The organism is Siphonobacter aquaeclarae (assembly GCF_900103285.1).
Classification (GTDB): domain Bacteria; phylum Bacteroidota; class Bacteroidia; order Cytophagales; family Spirosomataceae; genus Siphonobacter; species Siphonobacter aquaeclarae.
In genome coordinates, this window is sequence record NZ_FNGS01000010.1 from 38481 (window position 1) to 56161 (window position 17681).

Below are 17681 nucleotides of genomic sequence, written 5' to 3' on the forward strand. Positions count from 1 at the left end.
TGCCGGAGGGGTTTTTTTATGGTCTTATTTATCGGCTGACGGTTGCATTCTGCGCCGTCTTTTTCTTCAGATAATCGCCCCGGGAGAAAAACTTCTCGATCATGCAGTACAGCAGGATGAAGAAGTACCGGCTGCCCATTTCCTTAATCTTAAGCTTCGATTCGCCGTATTTCCGGTTGGTCCAGGAGTTGGGTACAATTTCGAAGGAATAACCCCGTACGTACGCCTTGAGGGGCAATTCAACGGTCAGGTTAAAGTGCGGAGACAAAAACGGCTTGATACCTTCGATGGTTTCCCGCTTGTAGAGCTTGAATGCGTTGGTGGTATCGTTGTATTTGATGCCAATCATCACCCGGATGATGAGGTTGGCAACGCGGTTAATGGTTTTCTTCAGCGCCGGATAATCGATGACTTTGCCGCCTTTGACCCAGCGGGAACCGAATACGGCATCGGCATCGGTTTCCTGCATCTTACGGTAAAAGCGAACGAGATCTTCCGGGTCGTCTGACATATCGGCCATCATCACCGCCACGCAATCGCCCGAAAAACGCTCCAGGCCGTACCGCACCGCATAGCCGAAGCCGTTGGGGCCTTTGTTGGTTTCGAAGTGCAACGTCGGAATTTCGAGGGAAAGCTGCTGAAGTACCTGAAGGGTATTGTCTTTCGAGTTATCGTTGGTGACGAAAATCTCGTGTTCGATCCCTTCCCGGGTCAGTGTCTGGTGAAGGGACCGCAGGGTTTCCGGAATAGAGTCCTGTTCGTTGTAAGCGGGAATGACGACGCTTAGTTTCATATGGGTTTCTGACAATAAGTCGAAGGGGCACGCGACCTTTCGGGAAGACAAAGGTAAAATATTCTTTTTCTAATGAACGAATCCGGACGAACAAGATACAAAACTCACAGTGAGGAGATTAGCGTATGGCAGAAAAAAACATACTTGTCTGATTCCGGGTAAGGCAAAAAAAAGACCACGGACTCTGCTCCGTGGTCTTGTCTTCAGGTAGTTGTCTTATGCCAGGCGGAGGCGCTCGGCAATACCGTCGTGGATTTCAACCAGCGTAGCATGGATGTCATACGTCCAGTTCCACCCCGGATAATGGGCTTTGAACTTGGAGAGGTCAGACACGTACCAGATATGGTCTCCGATCCGGTTGGTATCGGAGTAGGTATAGTTCATTTTGTTGCCGGAGATCTCCTCGCAGAACTTGATGGCTTCCAGCATGGAGACGTTGGCAAAACGGCCGCCGCCTGCGTTGTATACTTCACCGGCACGGGGAGCCTGGTAAAAATGCCAGAACATGTTGACGAGGTCATGCGCGTGGATGTTGTCGCGGACCTGCTTGCCCTTGTATCCGAAGATGGTATACTGGTTGCCGGTGATGGCACATTTCATCAGGTACGACAGGAAGCCATGCAGCTGGGCGCCGGAGTGGTTTGGGCCTGTGAGGCAGCCACCGCGGAAAATACCCGTCTTCATGCCGAAATACCGGCCATATTCCTGCACCAGAATATCTGCGGCCACTTTCGAAGCGCCGAAGAGGGAGTGCTTGGTATGGTCGAGGCTGAGGTGCTCGTCGATTCCATTGGCGTAATACGCATGGTCTTCAGCGATTTCCCAGCGGTTTTCGAGCTCTACAAGGGGAAGGTAGTTCGGGTTGTCGCCGTATACTTTATTCGTCGACGTGAAGATGAAGACCGCTTCCGGGCAGTGCTGCCGGGTCATTTCCAGCAGGTTGAGCGTTCCGTTGGCGTTGACGGAGAAGTCCGTAAACGGCTCGCGTGCGGCCCAGTCGTGAGACGGCTGCGCAGCGGTGTGAACGATCAGCTTCACATCGGCACCGTATTCTCTGAAAATCACATCCAGTTCTTCTACTGAGCGGATATCGGCTGAACGGTGTACGTAGTTAGAATACTTCTCCTGGATACGGTTCCGGTTCCATTCGGTATTGCCGTCTGTTCCGAAGAAATATTGCCGCATGTTGTTATCAATCCCGACTACCAGATCGAATTTGTCTGCAAAGAAGGCGACCGATTCGCTGCCGATCAGCCCGGCAGATCCGGTCACTAATGCGATATTCATGGAATAATAGCTTTGAAAAATGCAATAAAAGTTACGGGGATGGTCCTATTTACTTCGAATAGTCACAAAGTAAGCCGCTAAATTAGACAGATTACCCTTAAACCAAAAAAGCGATACAAACTAAATCGTACCGCTTACTCAATATATCGGGAAAATGCCTGCTTAGTTGTGCGTAGCGCCTTGCAGGGAAAGGATCTTCAGACGAATGTCTTCCGCCCGTTGAGCCGTTCCTTCTTTGTCGGGCCAGGTGTTTTTCAGCTGTGCAGCTGCGCTGTCAGGAGAAACGCCGTAAACCAGTTTGTTACCTTTCCGATAGTCGGCCTGTTCGATTGTATTGGCCCGTTGGTATTGGCAGGAGGCCATCAGGCTACCCAGCAGAAGAACAGAAAACAGAATTTGTACGCGCTTCATATGCAGAATGATGTCAGGGACAGGGCGCAAAAATAGGCACCAATTCGTTTCAGGACAACATAAAAATGGAAGTTATGAAGCATCGATCGCTCCGCCGGCTTCCGCCGCCGCTGATTTCGCCCGGGTACCGGAGGATTCCGGGCACGGAGAGCGCAACAGGACGGACAAAAAACTATCTTTGAGCGAATCATCCGCCTCTTATGATTGTCCTCGCCGCAGCCCTCTTCTGGCTTCTGATCTTCCTTGTTTTCTATACCTATCTCGGATATGGCATCCTGCTCTGGTTGTTGTTGAAATTCCGGAAAAAGCGGGTCATCCCTTCCCGGCCTGACTACCAGCCGGACGTCACGCTCGTGGTTCCGGCCTACAACGAAAAAGCCTTCCTCGAAGAAAAAGCAGCCAACTCCCTCGCCCAGACCTATCCGAAACTCCGTGTATTATTTGTAACGGAAGGTTCGGACGACGGAAGTACGGAATGGATGGAAGACCGTTTTGCGGGTAATGACCGCGTAAGGATACTGGGCGGAACGATTCGCCGTGGGAAAGTCGAAGCCATCAACGAAGCCATGAAATACGTGGATACGCCGCTCGTGATATTTACCGATGCGAATACAACCCTCAATGCCAACGCCGTAGCAGAAATCGTGCGGCAGTTTTCGGACCCGGGTGTTGGTGCGGTTGCCGGTGAAAAACGCATTCAGACACACGATTCCGAAGCCGCCGCCGGTGCCGGCGAAGGATTGTACTGGAAATACGAATCCTTTCTCAAAAAACTGGATACAGAACTATACAGCGTGGTTGGCGCGGCAGGGGAGTTGTTTGCCATCCGCACCGAACTGTATGCGCACGTGGAAAAAGACACCCTGCTGGATGATTTCATGATTTCCCTGCGCATTGCCGCCGCCGGTCACCGCGTGGTATACGCGCCGGAGGCGTACGCGATCGAGCGGCCTTCTTTTTCCATCGGAGACGAAAAGAAACGGAAGGTACGCATCGCCGCCGGAGGCTTTCAATCGATGGCCCGGCTACCGCACCTGCTCAATATTTTCCGGTATGGGTGGCTGTCCTTCCAGTATGTATCCCACCGGGCAATGCGCTGGGCGGTTGCGCCGTTTGCGTTGCCGCTGATTTTCTTCCTGAATATCATCCTTGTAGCGCTGCGGGCCGGTATCCTGTATGACGCCCTGCTGATCGCACAGGTATTGTTTTACCTGGCCGCCTGGGCCGGAAACTGGCTCGAAAACCGGAAGCTCCGCGTCAAGGCGCTGTTTGTGCCGTACTATTTCACCTTTATGAATCTCTGCGCCATCCAGGGCTACTTCCGCTACCGGAGAAACCAGGAAACGGGGGTATGGGAGAAAGCGAGAAGGGCGGTGTGACGTGGGCATGGGGCCCGGTGTTCAACCCCATGCCCTTTGCGTTTACTATTCTTCTTCCTTCATAATTTTCTTAAACATCCGCACGTCGTCCTGAAGTACTTCCACGACATATAGTCCCTTGGGTAACCCGCTCAGGTCGATTTTTTCGCGGAGCAGCGTCGTTTCCTTCCGGAACGTAGACCGGCGATGAATACGCCCCAGGTTCGCGTCGTAGACCGATACCTTCACCGGACCGACGCGGTCGTTTTCCAGCGAAATCTTCAGGTCTTTTGCCGATGGGTTCGGGTATACCCGCAGGGTCAGGAGGGAAAGGTCGGCCGGTTTCTCGGCAGACGCTGTCCGACCGCCGGTAGCGGCCATCGGAACGATGAACACCGGTGTTTCCGAAACCGGTACGCTGACATGGCCGGAAACAGCCGTGAGCGTATCCACCCGCATGGAATCCGAGCCGGCGCGCAAGGTGTACCGCAGTGCAGCGCCCGCTCCGTCCAGGTCGAGTGAGTAGCTCGCGGTGCGACCGACTTCGTCGGGTACTACCAGCATGTAGACCGATTTTCCGTTGTAGCTGTAGCGGTCCACGATGGGATCGGCGTGGAGGGTTTCCTGCCAGGCATATTCCCCGAAATGATGTGTCGTCTGCTTGAGGTAATCGGCCGATAGGCGGCGTGTCAGATTGGTATTGATGAATCCCATCGAGCCGAACTGGATCGGTACGGTCGGATTATCGTCATACAACTGATAGAAAAACAGCTTGTCGATACCGCCCCGGGCATAGGTCAGCGCCGTCCGGAGGAGCCAGTCGGCCTGCACCTGCTCCACGGTTTTGGTGCCGATGGCGATGGCTTTGAGGGGGCTGCCCTGGTTGAGGTCATACCCTGCTTCGGTTACCCATACCGGCATGTCATATGCCTTCGCATGAGCCAGTTCGCGGAATTCGATTGCCCGCTGATAGGTCGGCGCGATCTCCGGTGCCGCGCCGCGGCCTGACGTGCCGCTTTGCGAAGAGCTGGTGTTATCCGAATAGAAGTGATAGTTGATCACGTCCCAGCAGAGGTTAACGCTGCTGTCCGGTTTGTAGCCCCGAAATTCCTTGCACCAGTCGATCATGCCGCGGATATAATCGGTACTTGCGGAGGCAAGTCCACCCATGACGACAATCATCGTAGGGTCTGCGTTTTTGACACCTACACCGGGACCCATCGTATTTTTATGTCCATCGTAAAAAGCGGACATATTGGCGGCGTATTCCCGGCCCGTCTGGTAGGCGCGACGGCCTTTCCACCACTTGTCACGCTCGTTGTCACACTCGATGTACTTGATGAGGTTGAGGCCGATTTTTACGGTATTGACCGGGTCGCCGGTCCATCGGATGGTCGTGTCCACGCTGAGCAGCGCGGGGTTGACATTGGTATTGGCGCCATACCGGGCGGCGTACTGGAAGGCGACTTTCGCCTGTTCGAGATAGGATTGCGGGTCAGAGAAGTCTTTTCCGTATTTCAGGGGAACGTTCTCCGCATCGCGCTGACCTTCGGGATAGGTCTGCTGCATCCAGCCGGGAATGGTTTTAAGGCAGGCGAGAACGGTCATACCGACTTCCTTGCAGCGCTGGTAAATGGCGTCATAGTTCCAGCTACCGCTGTGGACGGGGTTATAGGTATACCGGCCCTCGTTTGATTCCAGCTTTTCCCAGTCCATGTAATGCCGGATACCGGTGAAGGCTCGGGCCGGTGCCAGTTTTGATTCCTGGACATGGGAAGGATCGTTCGGATCTTCAAAGTCCCACTCAAAGGCATTTACGCCCATCATGTCTTTCAGTTTGGCATGTTTGGCAGGAAGTGCACCCGGAGAGGTAGCCGGAGGGGTATAGGTCCCGTAAAACTCTACTTCGTTCGGATACTGGTACCAGGCAGAAAGGACGATATACCGGGCATTGGTAATAGCGGTATCCAGCTTGAAAACCGATACACGGTCGGGGTAAGGTCCTACCCACTCGTTGTACCGGCTGCCGCTGAAGGTCGCAATCGTCTTGCGGTTCCATTGGGAGTCGATGATGGAAATCGTCAGGGGGTAGTCGCCCAGCGAACCTTCTCCGTCGTAAAAACGAATACCCTGAATGGTCATGTTTTCTCCTTTTTCGAGCGGATAATACGCATCGAAATGAGGCAGGATTTTGCCATAGCCCGTGCTGACGGAAGCAGAGAGATTGCCATCAAAAAGGCCTTCCAGGCCATTGCTGACGTTGTTGAGCTGATACCAGCGGGAGGCGGTGACAGGGATTTTCGTTCCCATCGCGGTGTCGGCAGGGAGGACGGTGAGGGCTATTCCTACGCTCTGGGCGGGGGCGAAATGACTGTTGCCTGCCTGGGACGCCGTTAGCGTTACCGTACCCGCAGCCAAAACAGTGGCTTTCCAGGTACCGGTGGCGTTGGAGACGGTGATGACCGACGTGTTCGAGGAAGAAAACGTAACCGGTGTTTCGTTGTTGGTACTCGTTGCCGTCAGGTCAAACGGCGCATCGCCGACGGTTTTGTCCGGCAACGGGCCGAAATTGATCACAGAAGCCTGCAACGAACTCCGGTTCGCCTCGAACCAGTTGAAATTCCAGCCGCCCTGTTTGACATATACCCTGAGTACCTGTATGCCGGCGCTGAGGGGTACGGTTGTCGTGATCGTCGACCAGTTTTGCCAGCCGCCGGTAATCGGCACATCGATCCGCCCGAGAACGGAGTCGGTAGCCGCCGAGCGGACTTCGATTTTTCCATCGGCATACGCATTGGCAATCCGGAAAAGGAAGTTGTAGCTGCCGGAAGTATCGACCCGGACGCTGTAGTCGAGCCAGTCGCCGTCGTCAATCCAGCCGACGTTGTACCCGCCGCCGGTGTCGGACGTAGGGTCAACCTGGATACCCTTCATGCCGTCGTAGTCTTCCGCTTCGATTTTCCCGGAGAGGGCCCGGGGCGAGACCACGTCAAACCAGTTAAAATTCCAGGCACCGGATTTGACAAAGAGACGGAGGGTCTGGTCGCCGGCAGGGAGGGTTACCGGGGTGCTGATGGTTGTCCAGCTTTGCCATCCGCCGGTTTGCGGTACCGAGACAGTGCCGAGAACGGCGCCGGAGGCATTGCGGATTTCGATGATGCCGTTGCCATAGGTTTCGGCGGTACGGAAGCGCATGATGTACGTCCCCGCGGAGGATACGTGGACGTCGTAGTCGAGCCAGTCGTTGTCGTCTATCCAGCTCACATTCAACCCTCCGCCGGTGTCGGAGGTGCTTTCTGTTTGAATACCGTACATAGCGGTGTACGATTCCGCCTCTATCCGTCCAGGGAGGGCCTGGTAGGATGACGGTTTGCCGGCCAAGGAGGGGGAGGCGGCAAACAGCGTTCCCACGGCGAAGAGGGAACTGAGTAAGGTGTGCTTCATGAGTAGTAACTGCGGCGGACAATGATTATTCCGAAACAATACCAAGTTAACTAAAACCAGCGCGTACTTTCACCGAAAAGGATAATTATCATCAATCCAATTTGTAACTGGTCACTACTATACGTTTGCAGGTTCTTTAGAACTTTCCTATCATGCAGGAAATTTCATAACTGTCATGTTCAGCATTCCCGCCAGGCTGTCGCGACACCGGTTCCGCTACGATCCTCAGGCTATTTCTCCCGCTCTTCTGGAAGATCTCCGGAAGCGTCTTTCTGTGTTTCGCGTTGAAAATCCGGAGGTTACGATAGCCATCCCTGCCTATAATGAGGAAAAGAACCTGTTGAATACCCTGTCCTCTCTGGCGGATATACAAACCCGTTTCCGGACGGAGCTGATCATCGCCAACAACAATTCCAAAGACCGTACCCAGGAAATCCTGGACGCCTGCGGCGTGCGTTCCGTTCTGGTAACGGACCAGGGTATAGGTTACGCGCGGCAGGCCGCTTTACTGCAGGCGAAGGGGACATACGTCCTCAACGCTGACTGCGATTGCCTCTATCCGACAACCTGGGTCGACGCCCTCGTGACGCCCCTCGAAACCGGGGAGGCCTCCTGTACCTACGGCACGTATTCTTTTCTCCCGAGCGAGCTCAACTCCCGGACGGCGCTGGCGTTTCACGAACTGATTTCCCGCATCGGCTTTCGGTTGCGGATCTGGAAAGGGCTGGAGTTTATCAACGTACTCGGCTTTAATTTTGCCTTCCGGCGGGCGGATGGACTTGCAGTGGGCGGCTTCCGGGTGGATGCCGGCCACCAGGGGACCGTCTCGGCGCAGGGCGTCTGCGAAGACGGCTGGATGGCGATGAGCCTGCTCGACAAGGGTAAAATCGTCCATGTGACCAAAGGAGCGCATGTCTGGACGGACGACCGCGTACTCAACCGCGACGGCGGCGTCTGGAAAGCCTTCCGTAAACGTATCCGGGTCGAGATGTCCCGCGTGCTGAAAAAGCCAGCCTGACCTATGGACCTTGTTTCGATCGTTACCATCAACTATAACCAGCCGGAAATTACCCGCCAGTTTCTGGATGCCTGCCGGTCGCTGACCTATCCGGATCTGGAGATCATCGTCGTGGATAATGCCTCCCGGGAGCGTCTGTCCGATCTGATCGACATTCGCGCCTATCCCAACGCGAAGATTGTCCGCAGCGAAACCAATCTCGGCTTTACCGGGGGCAATAACCTGGGGATGGAGCATGCTTCAGGCTCGTACTATTTTATCGTCAACAACGACACCGAGCCGCAGGGAAATCTCATTGAGACCCTGCTGGAGCCCTTTGCCAAAGACCCGTCGATCGGCGTAACCTGCCCGAAAATCAAGTTTTTTGATCAGCCGGATACCGTTCAATATGCAGGGTATAATCCGATGAATCTCTATACCGGAACGGCTACGCCCGTCGGATTATATGAGAAAGACGGCCCGCAGTTCGATACGCCCGGATTCACCCATTTCGCGCACGGATGTGCGATGCTGGTGAAAAAAGAGGTAGTGGAGAAGGTAGGACGGTTTGCAGAGCGGTTCTTTCTGTATTATGAAGAATTGGACTGGTCGCAACGTATCCTCGACGGCGGATTCAAAATCTGGTACCAGCCTTCGGCGTTGATTCTGCACAAGGAATCGGTGTCGGTCGGGCCGAATAATCCCCTGAAAACCTATTACCTGACCCGTAACCGTATTCTGTACATGCGCCGGCATGGTTCGGCCGGTCAGCAAGCATTTTTCTTTCTGTTCTTTTTGATCGGCGTACTGCCGAAGCACCTGCTGACCTATGTCCTGACGGGTCGTTTCGCGCATGCGAAGGCGTTTCTGCGAGGCGCCTGGTGGAACCTGACCTCTCCCAGCACGTCTCCCGTATAGCTATGTTTGCCTACCTGATACTGGCTCACGCCCATCCGCAACAACTGGCACGGCTCGTCCGGGCGCTGCGCCATCCAGATGCGCATTTTTATATCCATCTCGATGCAAAAACACCGGAAGAACCTTTCAGGGAAGCGGTTTCGGGAGAAGATATAACGTACATCGGCCACCGGGAAAAGGTAGCCTGGGGCGCCTATAGCCTTGTGCAGGCAACGCTGAATGGCTTTGCGGAAATTATCCGGTCACAGCGACCGTATTCCTACGTTCATTTACTGAGCGGGCAGGACTATCCCCTCGTATCGCATGAGACGATGGCGTCCTTTTTTGAAGCGAATCCGGGAAAGCAATACATGGAATTTTACCCTGTGGAAGGCGTCTGGACGGAAGCGATTCCGCGAATCCGGAAGTACCATTTCGTGAATTTTGATTTTCCGGGGAAGTTCATGGCCGAGCGTATGGTAAACGCCGTTATGCCGGCACGGAAGATGCCCGACGAGCTCACCGCGGTAGGCCGCTCCCAGTGGTTCAGCATTACGCCCGAAGCCATCCGGTACATACAGGGGTACCTCGGGCGGCATCCGGAAGTGGTACGTTTCTTCCGGTTGACCTGGGGTGTCGACGAGCTTATTTTTCAGACCCTTCTCTATAATTCACCCTTCCGGGATTCGCTGGTCAATGACAATCTCCGGTACATCGACTGGTCGGAAGGGAAGGCCAGCCCGAAAACGCTGACGCAGGCCGACTGGCCGGCGATGCAGGCTTCCGGTAAGTTTTTTGCGCGGAAATTCACCGAAAACGACGAAGTACTCGACCGGATTGATCAATCAAAGCTTCACCCATGAAGCCGGTATAAGGTCTTTGGTGTCGAGTTCGGGTTTGTTGCGGAACCATTGCGCCGGCGCGATGACGTATTTGTCAGGCCGTTCGTTGAGCCACGCTCCCCACCAGCTGAAGGAGCTGTTGGCGATGATGTGGTGCCGGCAGGTGCGCATCAGCATAAGATCGGCCAGGTCGCTGTCTGCACCTTCATTCTGTACGAAAACGGCGTCGTCCCCGATGCGGAAATGCTCGGCTACCCACGGGTGATCATCCGTAAAAACAAAGAAACGACTATTCGGAAAGCGCTCCCGTATCCGGGCGATAGCCCGTTCGTAATACTCCATTCCGACAAAACCGAAAGTCTGACTGAACGACGTGTTGTGTACATAGTCGCCCCGCCGTATGTGCACAGAAACAGACACCGGTGTAGCAGCGATCTGATCGCGGTAAGCGGTGTAGACGGGTCCGAGGTCTTTTTTTACCGTCAGTTCTTTCCGGAGTAAGCCCCCGATGCCGGAAAAATACCGTTCGGATTGCCAGAAGCCGTCGAGCGTTACCATCAGCGCCCGGGTTTCGAACGGCTGCGGATTGTACGCAAAGCCTTCCTCTTTCACCAGCTTGAAAAAAGGCCGGAAACTGCGGTTCGGAAAGAGCTTGGTTGCTTTCGAGACGTAGAGGAGCGGCGAGGTATTGAGGATGTTGTAGTCGACATCGAAATGATGCAGCTTGAATTCCCGCGGCGTATCGGATTCATAAAATTGCCGGTAGTAGGCGAGGTCTACATACAGCGCTGTGTCCGACCGAATAGACAAATGCCGTGCTATGGCATACTGAAAAAGCTGGTTACCAAGGCCGTGGGTAATTTTGGTGACGATCATGTGAGTCTTTTTCGGTCGATGGAATAGGTAACGTCAATGAGCGCGGCCATCAGGTAGAAATAGATACTCGAGGGAAACTGGACCAGCGCTTCCTGCGGATAATTACCGATGTTGAGTACGAATACGGCCAGCAGCATCGCCAGGCAGTAGGCCTTGAGCTCCCGGTCCTGTATCCGGTAATAGTTGGTGATGCCTGTCTTCAGAATAAGGAACATCATACTGCAAAAGAGCAGGAGGCCTACCCAGCCCATTTCTACCGCCACCCGCGTATAGCCGCTGTCGGGAGGGAAATTGGCCAGGAAAGAGTGCGGTGCAAAGCGCTGGCCCCATGCGCCGGTAGCGCCGAGGCCGCCGCCGATAGGGTGTGTCAGAATATAGGGCTGAATCCGTTTCTGGTTGGCTTTCCGGACGTTGAATGACGCGTCGTCGGAAGGGCGGAACGCCGTCTGAAAACGGTAAAGCGTCGGATTGGAGGTCGGAATGAAAATCAGTATCGTCAGCGCGAAGCCGGCTATCACTGAAAACAGCAGCACATACCGGTTGTAATTCAGGATCGCAAACAAAACCAGCCCTGCGGGTACCAGTACATACGCCCCCCGCGTCCCGGAATACAGCATCGACAGCAGGAAAACCAGCGCCAGAATACCCAGTATGAGTTTCTTCCAGATGGCGCGGCAGCCGACGATCAGCGCCAGGCAGATCATACTGCCAACGACCATGTTATAGGAAAAGGCGACCGGGTCCGAAAAGATCGAATATTTCCGCCAGTGCCCGTTGATGAGGAGGAGACTGGCGATGGTCGGATCGGAATGAAGCCATTCTTCTTCCGCTGCCGAAAAGCCGATGTATTCCTGCTTCAGCCCATATAAAGCCGCAAACAAGGCGAGGCCCAGCCAGATTTTGAAAATGGTACGGATGAGGGTTACCGTCCGGATCTGGAAACGGAAAATGAAGTACATCAGTGTCACGACCGCCACCGAGCGGACCGTGTACACCCATGCCAGCCGGGATTCGGCGACGGGGTTGAGTACTTCCAGAAAGTTATAGGCAATCCAGATGAGGATCATCCGGCTGACCGGACCTTTGAAGATACTCCAGTCCTGCCGCCGCCGCTGGTATACAAAAAAACCGAGGATGAGGAGCCCCTGAATGCCGTCCATGAGCGTACCCATCGGGAAGTGAATCCCGAAGCGCATCATGTAAAACAGCAGGTAGGCAAATACAAGTAACGTAACGACGCCGAAGGAAGGATAGGCGACGATCGCATAGATAACCGGCAGGGCGATCATGCCCGCGATCATACCTGCGCCGGCCGTCACACCGAAATGTACCGTCAGGATCCCCAGCCCGAGCGAGGCGGTCAGCAGCACAAGCAGACCGGGCCACGACGCAAAAAAGCGGGTCCAGTCGGTTTGGGCAAGCCTGTTTCGGAGGGATTCAATCATCAGAAAAACAACAGTTTAAAAAAGAAAACAAATACGCTGCCGAAAGCCACCCACAGCGCAACCAGGCGCGCCATGCGCTGGACACGGGGAAGATCGTCTTCCGGCGTCCGTTGTTTTACCTTCGTTTGTGGCAGCACTTTCATGGCGTCAGGATTTTTCGGAACCGTGCCGGGTAGCAACGGAAATGGTATTGGCTTTTTTCGCCTTGACCAGCGCCATCAGCTGAAACCCGATAAACCGGGGAATGTTGATGAGCGAACGGTAGATGCGGGGATCTGTCGGCGAAGCGAGCAGAGCCAGCAGAAATCCCGCCGCAAACAAAAACAGCGCTGCAAGCCAAATCAGCCCCTGCGACGGCAGCCAGATCAGATCCACCGCCATCATCAACACAGACAGCAGCAGGAAAATAAACAGGGGCGGGCGGAGGAGGACCAGGCCGAAAACCGTCTGATTCCAGCTGAACCGTCGCACGCCCGTCAGCAGCAGGTCAAACCCGAAAAAGAAGTACTTAAACCAGGTATTGATCCACCGGGCGCGCTGCTTGACGAGCTGATCAGACTTGGCCGTTTTTTCGTCGTACACAATCGCTTTATCCGTAAAAGCGATCCGTTTACCGCGCTTGACGATGGCGTGCTGCAGGACTTTGTCGAAACCGGCGCCGGTAACATCGAGGTGTTCCAGGCACTCCCGGTACAACGCCGCCGTAAAGGCCATACCCGAGCCGGCCAGCGTGGCCGAGGACCCCAGGCCGTACAGTACTTTGCCATCGTAAAAATGGTAGTAGATGTCCCGGGCAGCATCGAGGCAGGCAAAGGTACTGTTCAGGTTTTTCGCCTCCCGGATACCCTGTACAGCTTCGAAACCCTGGTCGAAGTAGCGGTTCAGTTCATTGAGGTATTCCGGATCGACGAGGTTGTCGCTGTCGATAATCGTCAGCCGCTCGTGCGGGCGGGCAAAATGCCGGATCGCGTAGAAGTGTGAGCGGGTATTGCTGGCGAGGACGGTCTCCGGCCGTAACAGATGAACCCGGGAATCGTCAAAATGCAGATGCGAGATATCGCATTTGTCGGCCACGATGTAGATCAGGTATCGCTCGTAATGCAGCTTCAGCAGCGACCCTACTACCTGCGGCAGAAGATCGGTCTGTTCATACGCGGTTACGATAATGGCATAGTCTGCCTGCTCCGCACGGGCGGGGCCGGGTTGCTTCCTTCCCCGGACGAGGTACAGCAGCAACAGCAGGAGCGGCAGTACAAGATTATAGCCAATCAATACCTGCACCAGTATCCACAAGGCAGACAGTAGTTCCATTGTATCAGGTAGTTACCTTGGTGAGTACCCAGCCGGCAAACGTATCTCCGAGCCCTTTGAGGTAGGCGACGGCCGGTTTCCGGCGGGCTTTGATACTATGCCCCGCCTCGAATACGGCTACTACCCGATCGGCCAGTGCCAGCCACTCCTTGGTTTTGTTCAGTGCGGTAAGCGACGGCGTTTCAATCAGCAGAATATCGTATTCTGCAGAAAGTGCCTGAAGATACCGGCGGACAACAGGCTCTCCGGCCAGCTCAAACAGCGAAGTATCGCCGCCGCGGTTGCCCAGCACCGTAATCAGCCCGGCAGATGGCGTCAGCGGTGATCCCTGGAGTACTTCTTCCAGGTACCCGTCCGGTTTCAGCTCGCGGGAGATGGCCGGAGCGTCGAAGTTCCCGTCGATGAGCAATACGCGTTTCCCGACCCGCGTAAAGGCATGCGCCAGACTGACGATGGTCTGCGTTTTTCCTTCCCCGTGTACCAGGCTGGTGAGAGCGGCGATCTGTTTGGTGCCGAGCTCGCGCTCCAGCTCGAAACGAATGGAGCGGACCCAGTTGCGGTAGCTCTGTGCGGCGGTCGACGAAGCCTCATGCTCCCAGAACGAACGCTGGTCGGTATCCAGCGACAGGCGCACCAGGTGCCCGAGTACCTGTGTTTGCGTGGCGTCGGCCAGTTCCTGCGGCGTGCGGATAGACCGGTCTAGGTAGAAAAGGATGAAGAAAATCAGCAGGCAGAAAACAAAGCTGACAACGCCGGCCAACAGGACCAGAATCATCTTCTTCGACGGAGAAATCACCCCCGGAGCGGCCTTTTCGATAACGTGCAGCTGCATCGTTGAATGCACCCGCATCTTCGCCTCGTTGTACCGTTGCAGCGCCTCGATGTACTCTTTCGACGCGACATCGATGCTCGTTTCGTACTCCTGAATGCGGGCTTCGTTCGGAACGAGCTTGTCGAGCCGCAGATTAAGGCGGTTCAGTTCTTTCTGAATGGATTCGATGGAATTGCGGGCCAGCTCGAGGGAAATCTCCAGGTTCATCTTCTGCGTGACGAGATCCGTTTTCGCGACGAGCGGGTTGTAAATGTACTTATCGGTCGATTCGTTGATCTCGGACGTCAGCCGGTTCTGAAGGGAATCAATCGCGCCTTTGTATTTCGGGTCGAAGTTGCTCCGGTAATAGGCATCGTTGACGGCCCGTAAATGCTGTTTCGTGACCACAATCCGCTGGTTGATAGCCGTCATCGAGCTTTCGAGGTAGCGGCGGTCGGCGGGATCGAACTTGTTGTCAATATTCTTCAGTGCGGCAGTATAGGCAATGACGTCTTTCAGTGCTGTTTCTTTCCGTCCTTCGAAATCAACCAGCTGGCCGTACAATGCCCGCGCCTGTTCGTTGAGGTTCAGGACGCGGTTTTCGATCTTGTACATCTTCAGCTGATCCATCCGCCCGTTGAGGACCGCCAGCTTTTCGTTCATGAACCTCTCCAGAAATTCGATGGACCGGTCGTTGCTGAGCTTCAACCGGTAAGAGAAATTGGTGATGAACTCTTCCGCCAGGGTATTGACAGCGAAGGCGGTCAGCTGCGGATGTTCCCCCTCAAACTCCAGGTTGATGTAATCGCTGTCGCTGAGGCGGTAGATACTGAAGCTTTTCGCGAGAGAGGTGTTGTCGTATTTGACCGATTCCAGGAGCTGAATCAGTTTGTTTTCCGCCGGATTCCAGGGAGACAGCTCCGTGACAGTCCGGTGCTTTTGCGTGAAAATCGCAATAGCCTGCGCCTTTTCCTGCGCAGACAGGCTTTCGATCTGCTTGCTGGGCTTCCGGAAGCTGCCCTTTTCCCCGGCTTTGAGGTCATGCAGAATCAGTTGGTAGGCAACCTGATCCAGCGTCTTTTTCAGGTAGAGGTTCTGAATGATATTTTCAAACTTCTGGTTGATTTCAGACGCCTGTTCGCTGCCGCCGAAACTGAATCCCTGATCGGTTTTGTCGACAAGACCCGTCGAAATCCGGGCCTGAGAGCGGTACTGGTCGGGCAATTGTTTGACCAGGAAGTATGCGGCTACAGCCGTAAGCACCGGCACAAGGATAAGCGTGAGCCGGTTTCGGTTGAGCAGTTGCAGAAAGCGGAGTAAATCCATGGTCAGTTTACCTTGATATTTTCGAGTTTCTCGCCGAGGAGTTCTTCCAGGCGGGCTTTGGCGTTGAGGACATCGCCTTCCGCGATGATTTTGCCCTGGTTATGGTCGGAAAACATGACCAGTACCTTGTTGTAGGACTCCAGCGTTTCCTCGCCTTTTTCGTATTTGTAGCGGACCTGCTTGAGCATACTTTCAACGTCGAGCAGTGCCTGCCGCTTGATCCGGAGCAGTGCCTGCTGCTGCATATAGGTGAAGTACCGCTGCTTGACGTCGGCTTCAAGGTTCAGGTCAAACGCTTCCTTTTCATGGACGGCAACTTTCTGCTCCTCCCGCGCCTGTTTGAGCAGTATGGGTTTCTGGAGGACGGCCCCGAGGTTGAGCAGCAGCCCGAACTGGTACCCGTTCAGCAGGTTGGGATTCACGATGGTCGTGGTGTTCCGCGGACTATACAGGTAGGAAAAGGACAGCGCGTCGAAATACCCGCGCTTCGCTTTTTCTATGGCCGTATTGGCAACCGAAATACGGGCGTTGTATGCCTTGACCTTGGGGTAGTTGGCCTTGGCTACTTCGATCAGTTTTTCGAGATAAGGATAGGATACATCGGGCAGCATCGATTCGTGCTGGTCCTGAGCCAGGGCAGAGACGCTGCAGAGTATCAGTAGGATAAGTATTCGTAACATCATGGATCGTATCAGACGTTTTCGCTTTGAAACAGCGCGGGGAACGTCTTGAGAATAATTTTCATGTCCATCCCGAATGAGAAATTCCGGGCGTATTCAATATCCAGCTGGAGCCGTTCTTCCTCCGACATATCTTTCTTGCCCTTGCCGCGCTTGGTTACCTGCCAGAGGCCGGTGAGGCCGGCCGGACCGGCAAACCGGGCAATCGACTCATCCGATGTCAGCTTTTCCGCTTCATACAGCGGCAGGGGCCGGTTGCCCACAAGCGACATATCTCCCCGGAGAATATTGATCAGCTGGGGAAGTTCGTCAATGCTGGTATTGCGCAGAAACCGCCCGATCCGCGTGATACGGGGATCGTTGCCGAATTTCATAAATGCCGCTTTGTTGTGCTTCCGCTGAAGGTAAATCTTCTCGCAAAGGTGCTCGTTGTCAAGGTACAGCATCTTCTGGCAGTGCCCTGCACTCTGGCATTCTGAACAAAGCGCAAAGTTCGACTGTACGACGGCCTGCTCCTCATCCCGGTTATACATATTGAACGCCGCCATATCCTTCACCATCTTGTCGGCGTCGGTTCGCATGGTTCTGAATTTCAGCAGATTGAAGACACGGTATCCCGAACCTACACGCCTGGAGCGGTAGATAATCGGGCCCTTGGAATCCAGGCGGATAAGCAGGGCAACGGCAAGCAGGATCGGAGACAGGATGAGCAGTGCGGTGCCGGTCGTCGCGATATCCAGCGCCCGCTTCCACCAGGGGATACGCACCTCAAAACGGGGAGTTTCGGTAGGCTGAAGGGCCTTGAGCTGTTGCTTCCGCAGAAAATACTGAAGCCGGACCACGATATCTCCCCGCCGGAAGTCCCGGGGGAATACGTCACTTGCGCCGGCGTCCTTCGCTTCGCGGAGTATTTCCGGCGTCAGTTTGTCGACCGTCAGGATAAACGGCAGCGTTTTCAGCCAGCTTACGGCCCTGATGCGCCGGAGCAGCTCCATGCCGCCGCTCTGCCCGCTGGCGATCACGGCGTCGGCCGGGTAATAATCCTGCAGCGCCTGATAGATCTCGTCAGTCGTATCAAGCGGCTTGATATTCAGTTGATGGCCGAACGTTTTGATAAATTCAAGGTTCGCGTCCGGATCATCTTCCACATAGAGGATTCGCAACGGCGGTATTTCGGACATGGCGGAGTCGGTTAGGGGTGAT

At 54.7% G+C, this 17681-nt stretch carries 15 protein-coding genes; 4 read left to right on the forward strand and 11 right to left on the reverse strand.

Features of this window, described 5'->3' with window-relative positions; translation table 11 throughout:
* Positions 1-28 precede the first annotated feature (28 nt).
* The 3 genes from BLR09_RS22030 to BLR09_RS22040 form a co-directional block, all read right to left on the reverse strand.
* The gene (locus BLR09_RS22030; protein WP_093207920.1) at positions 29-793 is read right to left on the reverse strand and encodes a glycosyltransferase family 2 protein; all 765 of its coding nucleotides are present in this window, start codon (positions 791-793) and stop codon (positions 29-31) included.
* 216 nt (positions 794-1009) lie between these two features.
* A complete protein-coding gene (locus tag BLR09_RS22035; RefSeq protein ID WP_093207921.1) occupies positions 1010-2080 on the reverse strand; it encodes an NAD-dependent epimerase/dehydratase family protein in 1071 nt (356 codons plus the stop codon).
* 162 nt (positions 2081-2242) lie between these two features.
* Entirely contained in the window at positions 2243-2491 is a 249-nt protein-coding gene (locus BLR09_RS22040; RefSeq protein ID WP_093207923.1) for a hypothetical protein, read from the reverse strand.
* Positions 2492-2691: 200 nt separating this feature from the next.
* Between BLR09_RS22040 and BLR09_RS22045 the strand changes: the two genes are divergently transcribed.
* Positions 2692-3870 (forward strand): glycosyltransferase family 2 protein, encoded by a 1179-nt coding sequence (locus BLR09_RS22045; protein WP_093207924.1) that lies wholly within the window; start codon positions 2692-2694, stop codon positions 3868-3870.
* A 45-nt stretch (positions 3871-3915) separates the two neighbouring features.
* Here the strand turns inward: BLR09_RS22045 and BLR09_RS22050 are convergent, their stop codons facing one another.
* Positions 3916-7293, reverse strand: coding sequence for a carbohydrate-binding protein (locus tag BLR09_RS22050; RefSeq protein WP_093207926.1), 3378 nt, complete (start codon positions 7291-7293; stop codon positions 3916-3918).
* Between the two features lie 175 nt (positions 7294-7468).
* On the opposite strand from BLR09_RS22050, the gene BLR09_RS22055 reads away from it, so the two are divergent.
* Genes BLR09_RS22055 through BLR09_RS22065 form a run of 3 tightly spaced genes read left to right on the forward strand, consistent with a single transcriptional unit; the run spans position 7469 to position 10050 of the window.
* Positions 7469-8311 carry a glycosyltransferase family 2 protein gene (locus BLR09_RS22055; RefSeq protein WP_093207927.1) on the forward strand — a complete coding sequence of 281 codons (843 nt, stop codon included), beginning with the start codon at positions 7469-7471 and terminating at the stop codon, positions 8309-8311.
* A 3-nt stretch (positions 8312-8314) separates the two neighbouring features.
* Complete coding sequence (locus BLR09_RS22060) at positions 8315-9208, forward strand: glycosyltransferase family 2 protein (protein ID WP_093207929.1); 894 nt, start codon at positions 8315-8317, stop codon at positions 9206-9208.
* Between the two features lie 2 nt (positions 9209-9210).
* Positions 9211-10050: a beta-1,6-N-acetylglucosaminyltransferase gene (locus BLR09_RS22065; protein WP_093207930.1), complete on the forward strand. Its 840-nt coding sequence runs from the start codon at positions 9211-9213 to the stop codon at positions 10048-10050.
* On the opposite strand, the gene BLR09_RS22070 is transcribed toward BLR09_RS22065, so the two are convergent.
* The 7 genes from BLR09_RS22070 to BLR09_RS22095 are packed head-to-tail and all read right to left on the reverse strand — an operon-like array spanning position 10033 to position 17659.
* The gene (locus tag BLR09_RS22070) at positions 10033-10905 is read right to left on the reverse strand and encodes an alpha-1,2-fucosyltransferase (protein WP_093207932.1); all 873 of its coding nucleotides are present in this window, start codon (positions 10903-10905) and stop codon (positions 10033-10035) included. The two genes, BLR09_RS22065 and BLR09_RS22070, sit on opposite strands and share 18 nt — an antisense overlap.
* Positions 10902-12350 (reverse strand): O-antigen ligase family protein, encoded by a 1449-nt coding sequence (locus BLR09_RS22075; protein WP_093207933.1) that lies wholly within the window; start codon positions 12348-12350, stop codon positions 10902-10904. The genes BLR09_RS22070 and BLR09_RS22075 overlap by 4 nt, the downstream gene beginning before the upstream one ends.
* Entirely contained in the window at positions 12350-12493 is a 144-nt protein-coding gene (locus BLR09_RS25600) for a hypothetical protein (protein WP_176785641.1), read from the reverse strand. Before BLR09_RS25600 ends, BLR09_RS22075 begins: the two co-directional genes overlap by 1 nt.
* Before the next feature lie 4 nt (positions 12494-12497).
* Positions 12498-13661 (reverse strand): glycosyltransferase, encoded by a 1164-nt coding sequence (locus BLR09_RS22080; RefSeq protein WP_093207935.1) that lies wholly within the window; start codon positions 13659-13661, stop codon positions 12498-12500.
* Between the two features lie 4 nt (positions 13662-13665).
* The gene (locus tag BLR09_RS22085) at positions 13666-15798 is read right to left on the reverse strand and encodes an exopolysaccharide transport family protein (protein WP_093207937.1); all 2133 of its coding nucleotides are present in this window, start codon (positions 15796-15798) and stop codon (positions 13666-13668) included.
* 2 nt (positions 15799-15800) lie between these two features.
* Positions 15801-16478: a TolC family protein gene (locus tag BLR09_RS22090; protein WP_245689992.1), complete on the reverse strand. Its 678-nt coding sequence runs from the start codon at positions 16476-16478 to the stop codon at positions 15801-15803.
* Between the two features lie 11 nt (positions 16479-16489).
* Positions 16490-17659, reverse strand: coding sequence for a sugar transferase (locus BLR09_RS22095; RefSeq protein WP_093207940.1), 1170 nt, complete (start codon positions 17657-17659; stop codon positions 16490-16492).
* Positions 17660-17681: the final 22 nt, after the last annotated feature.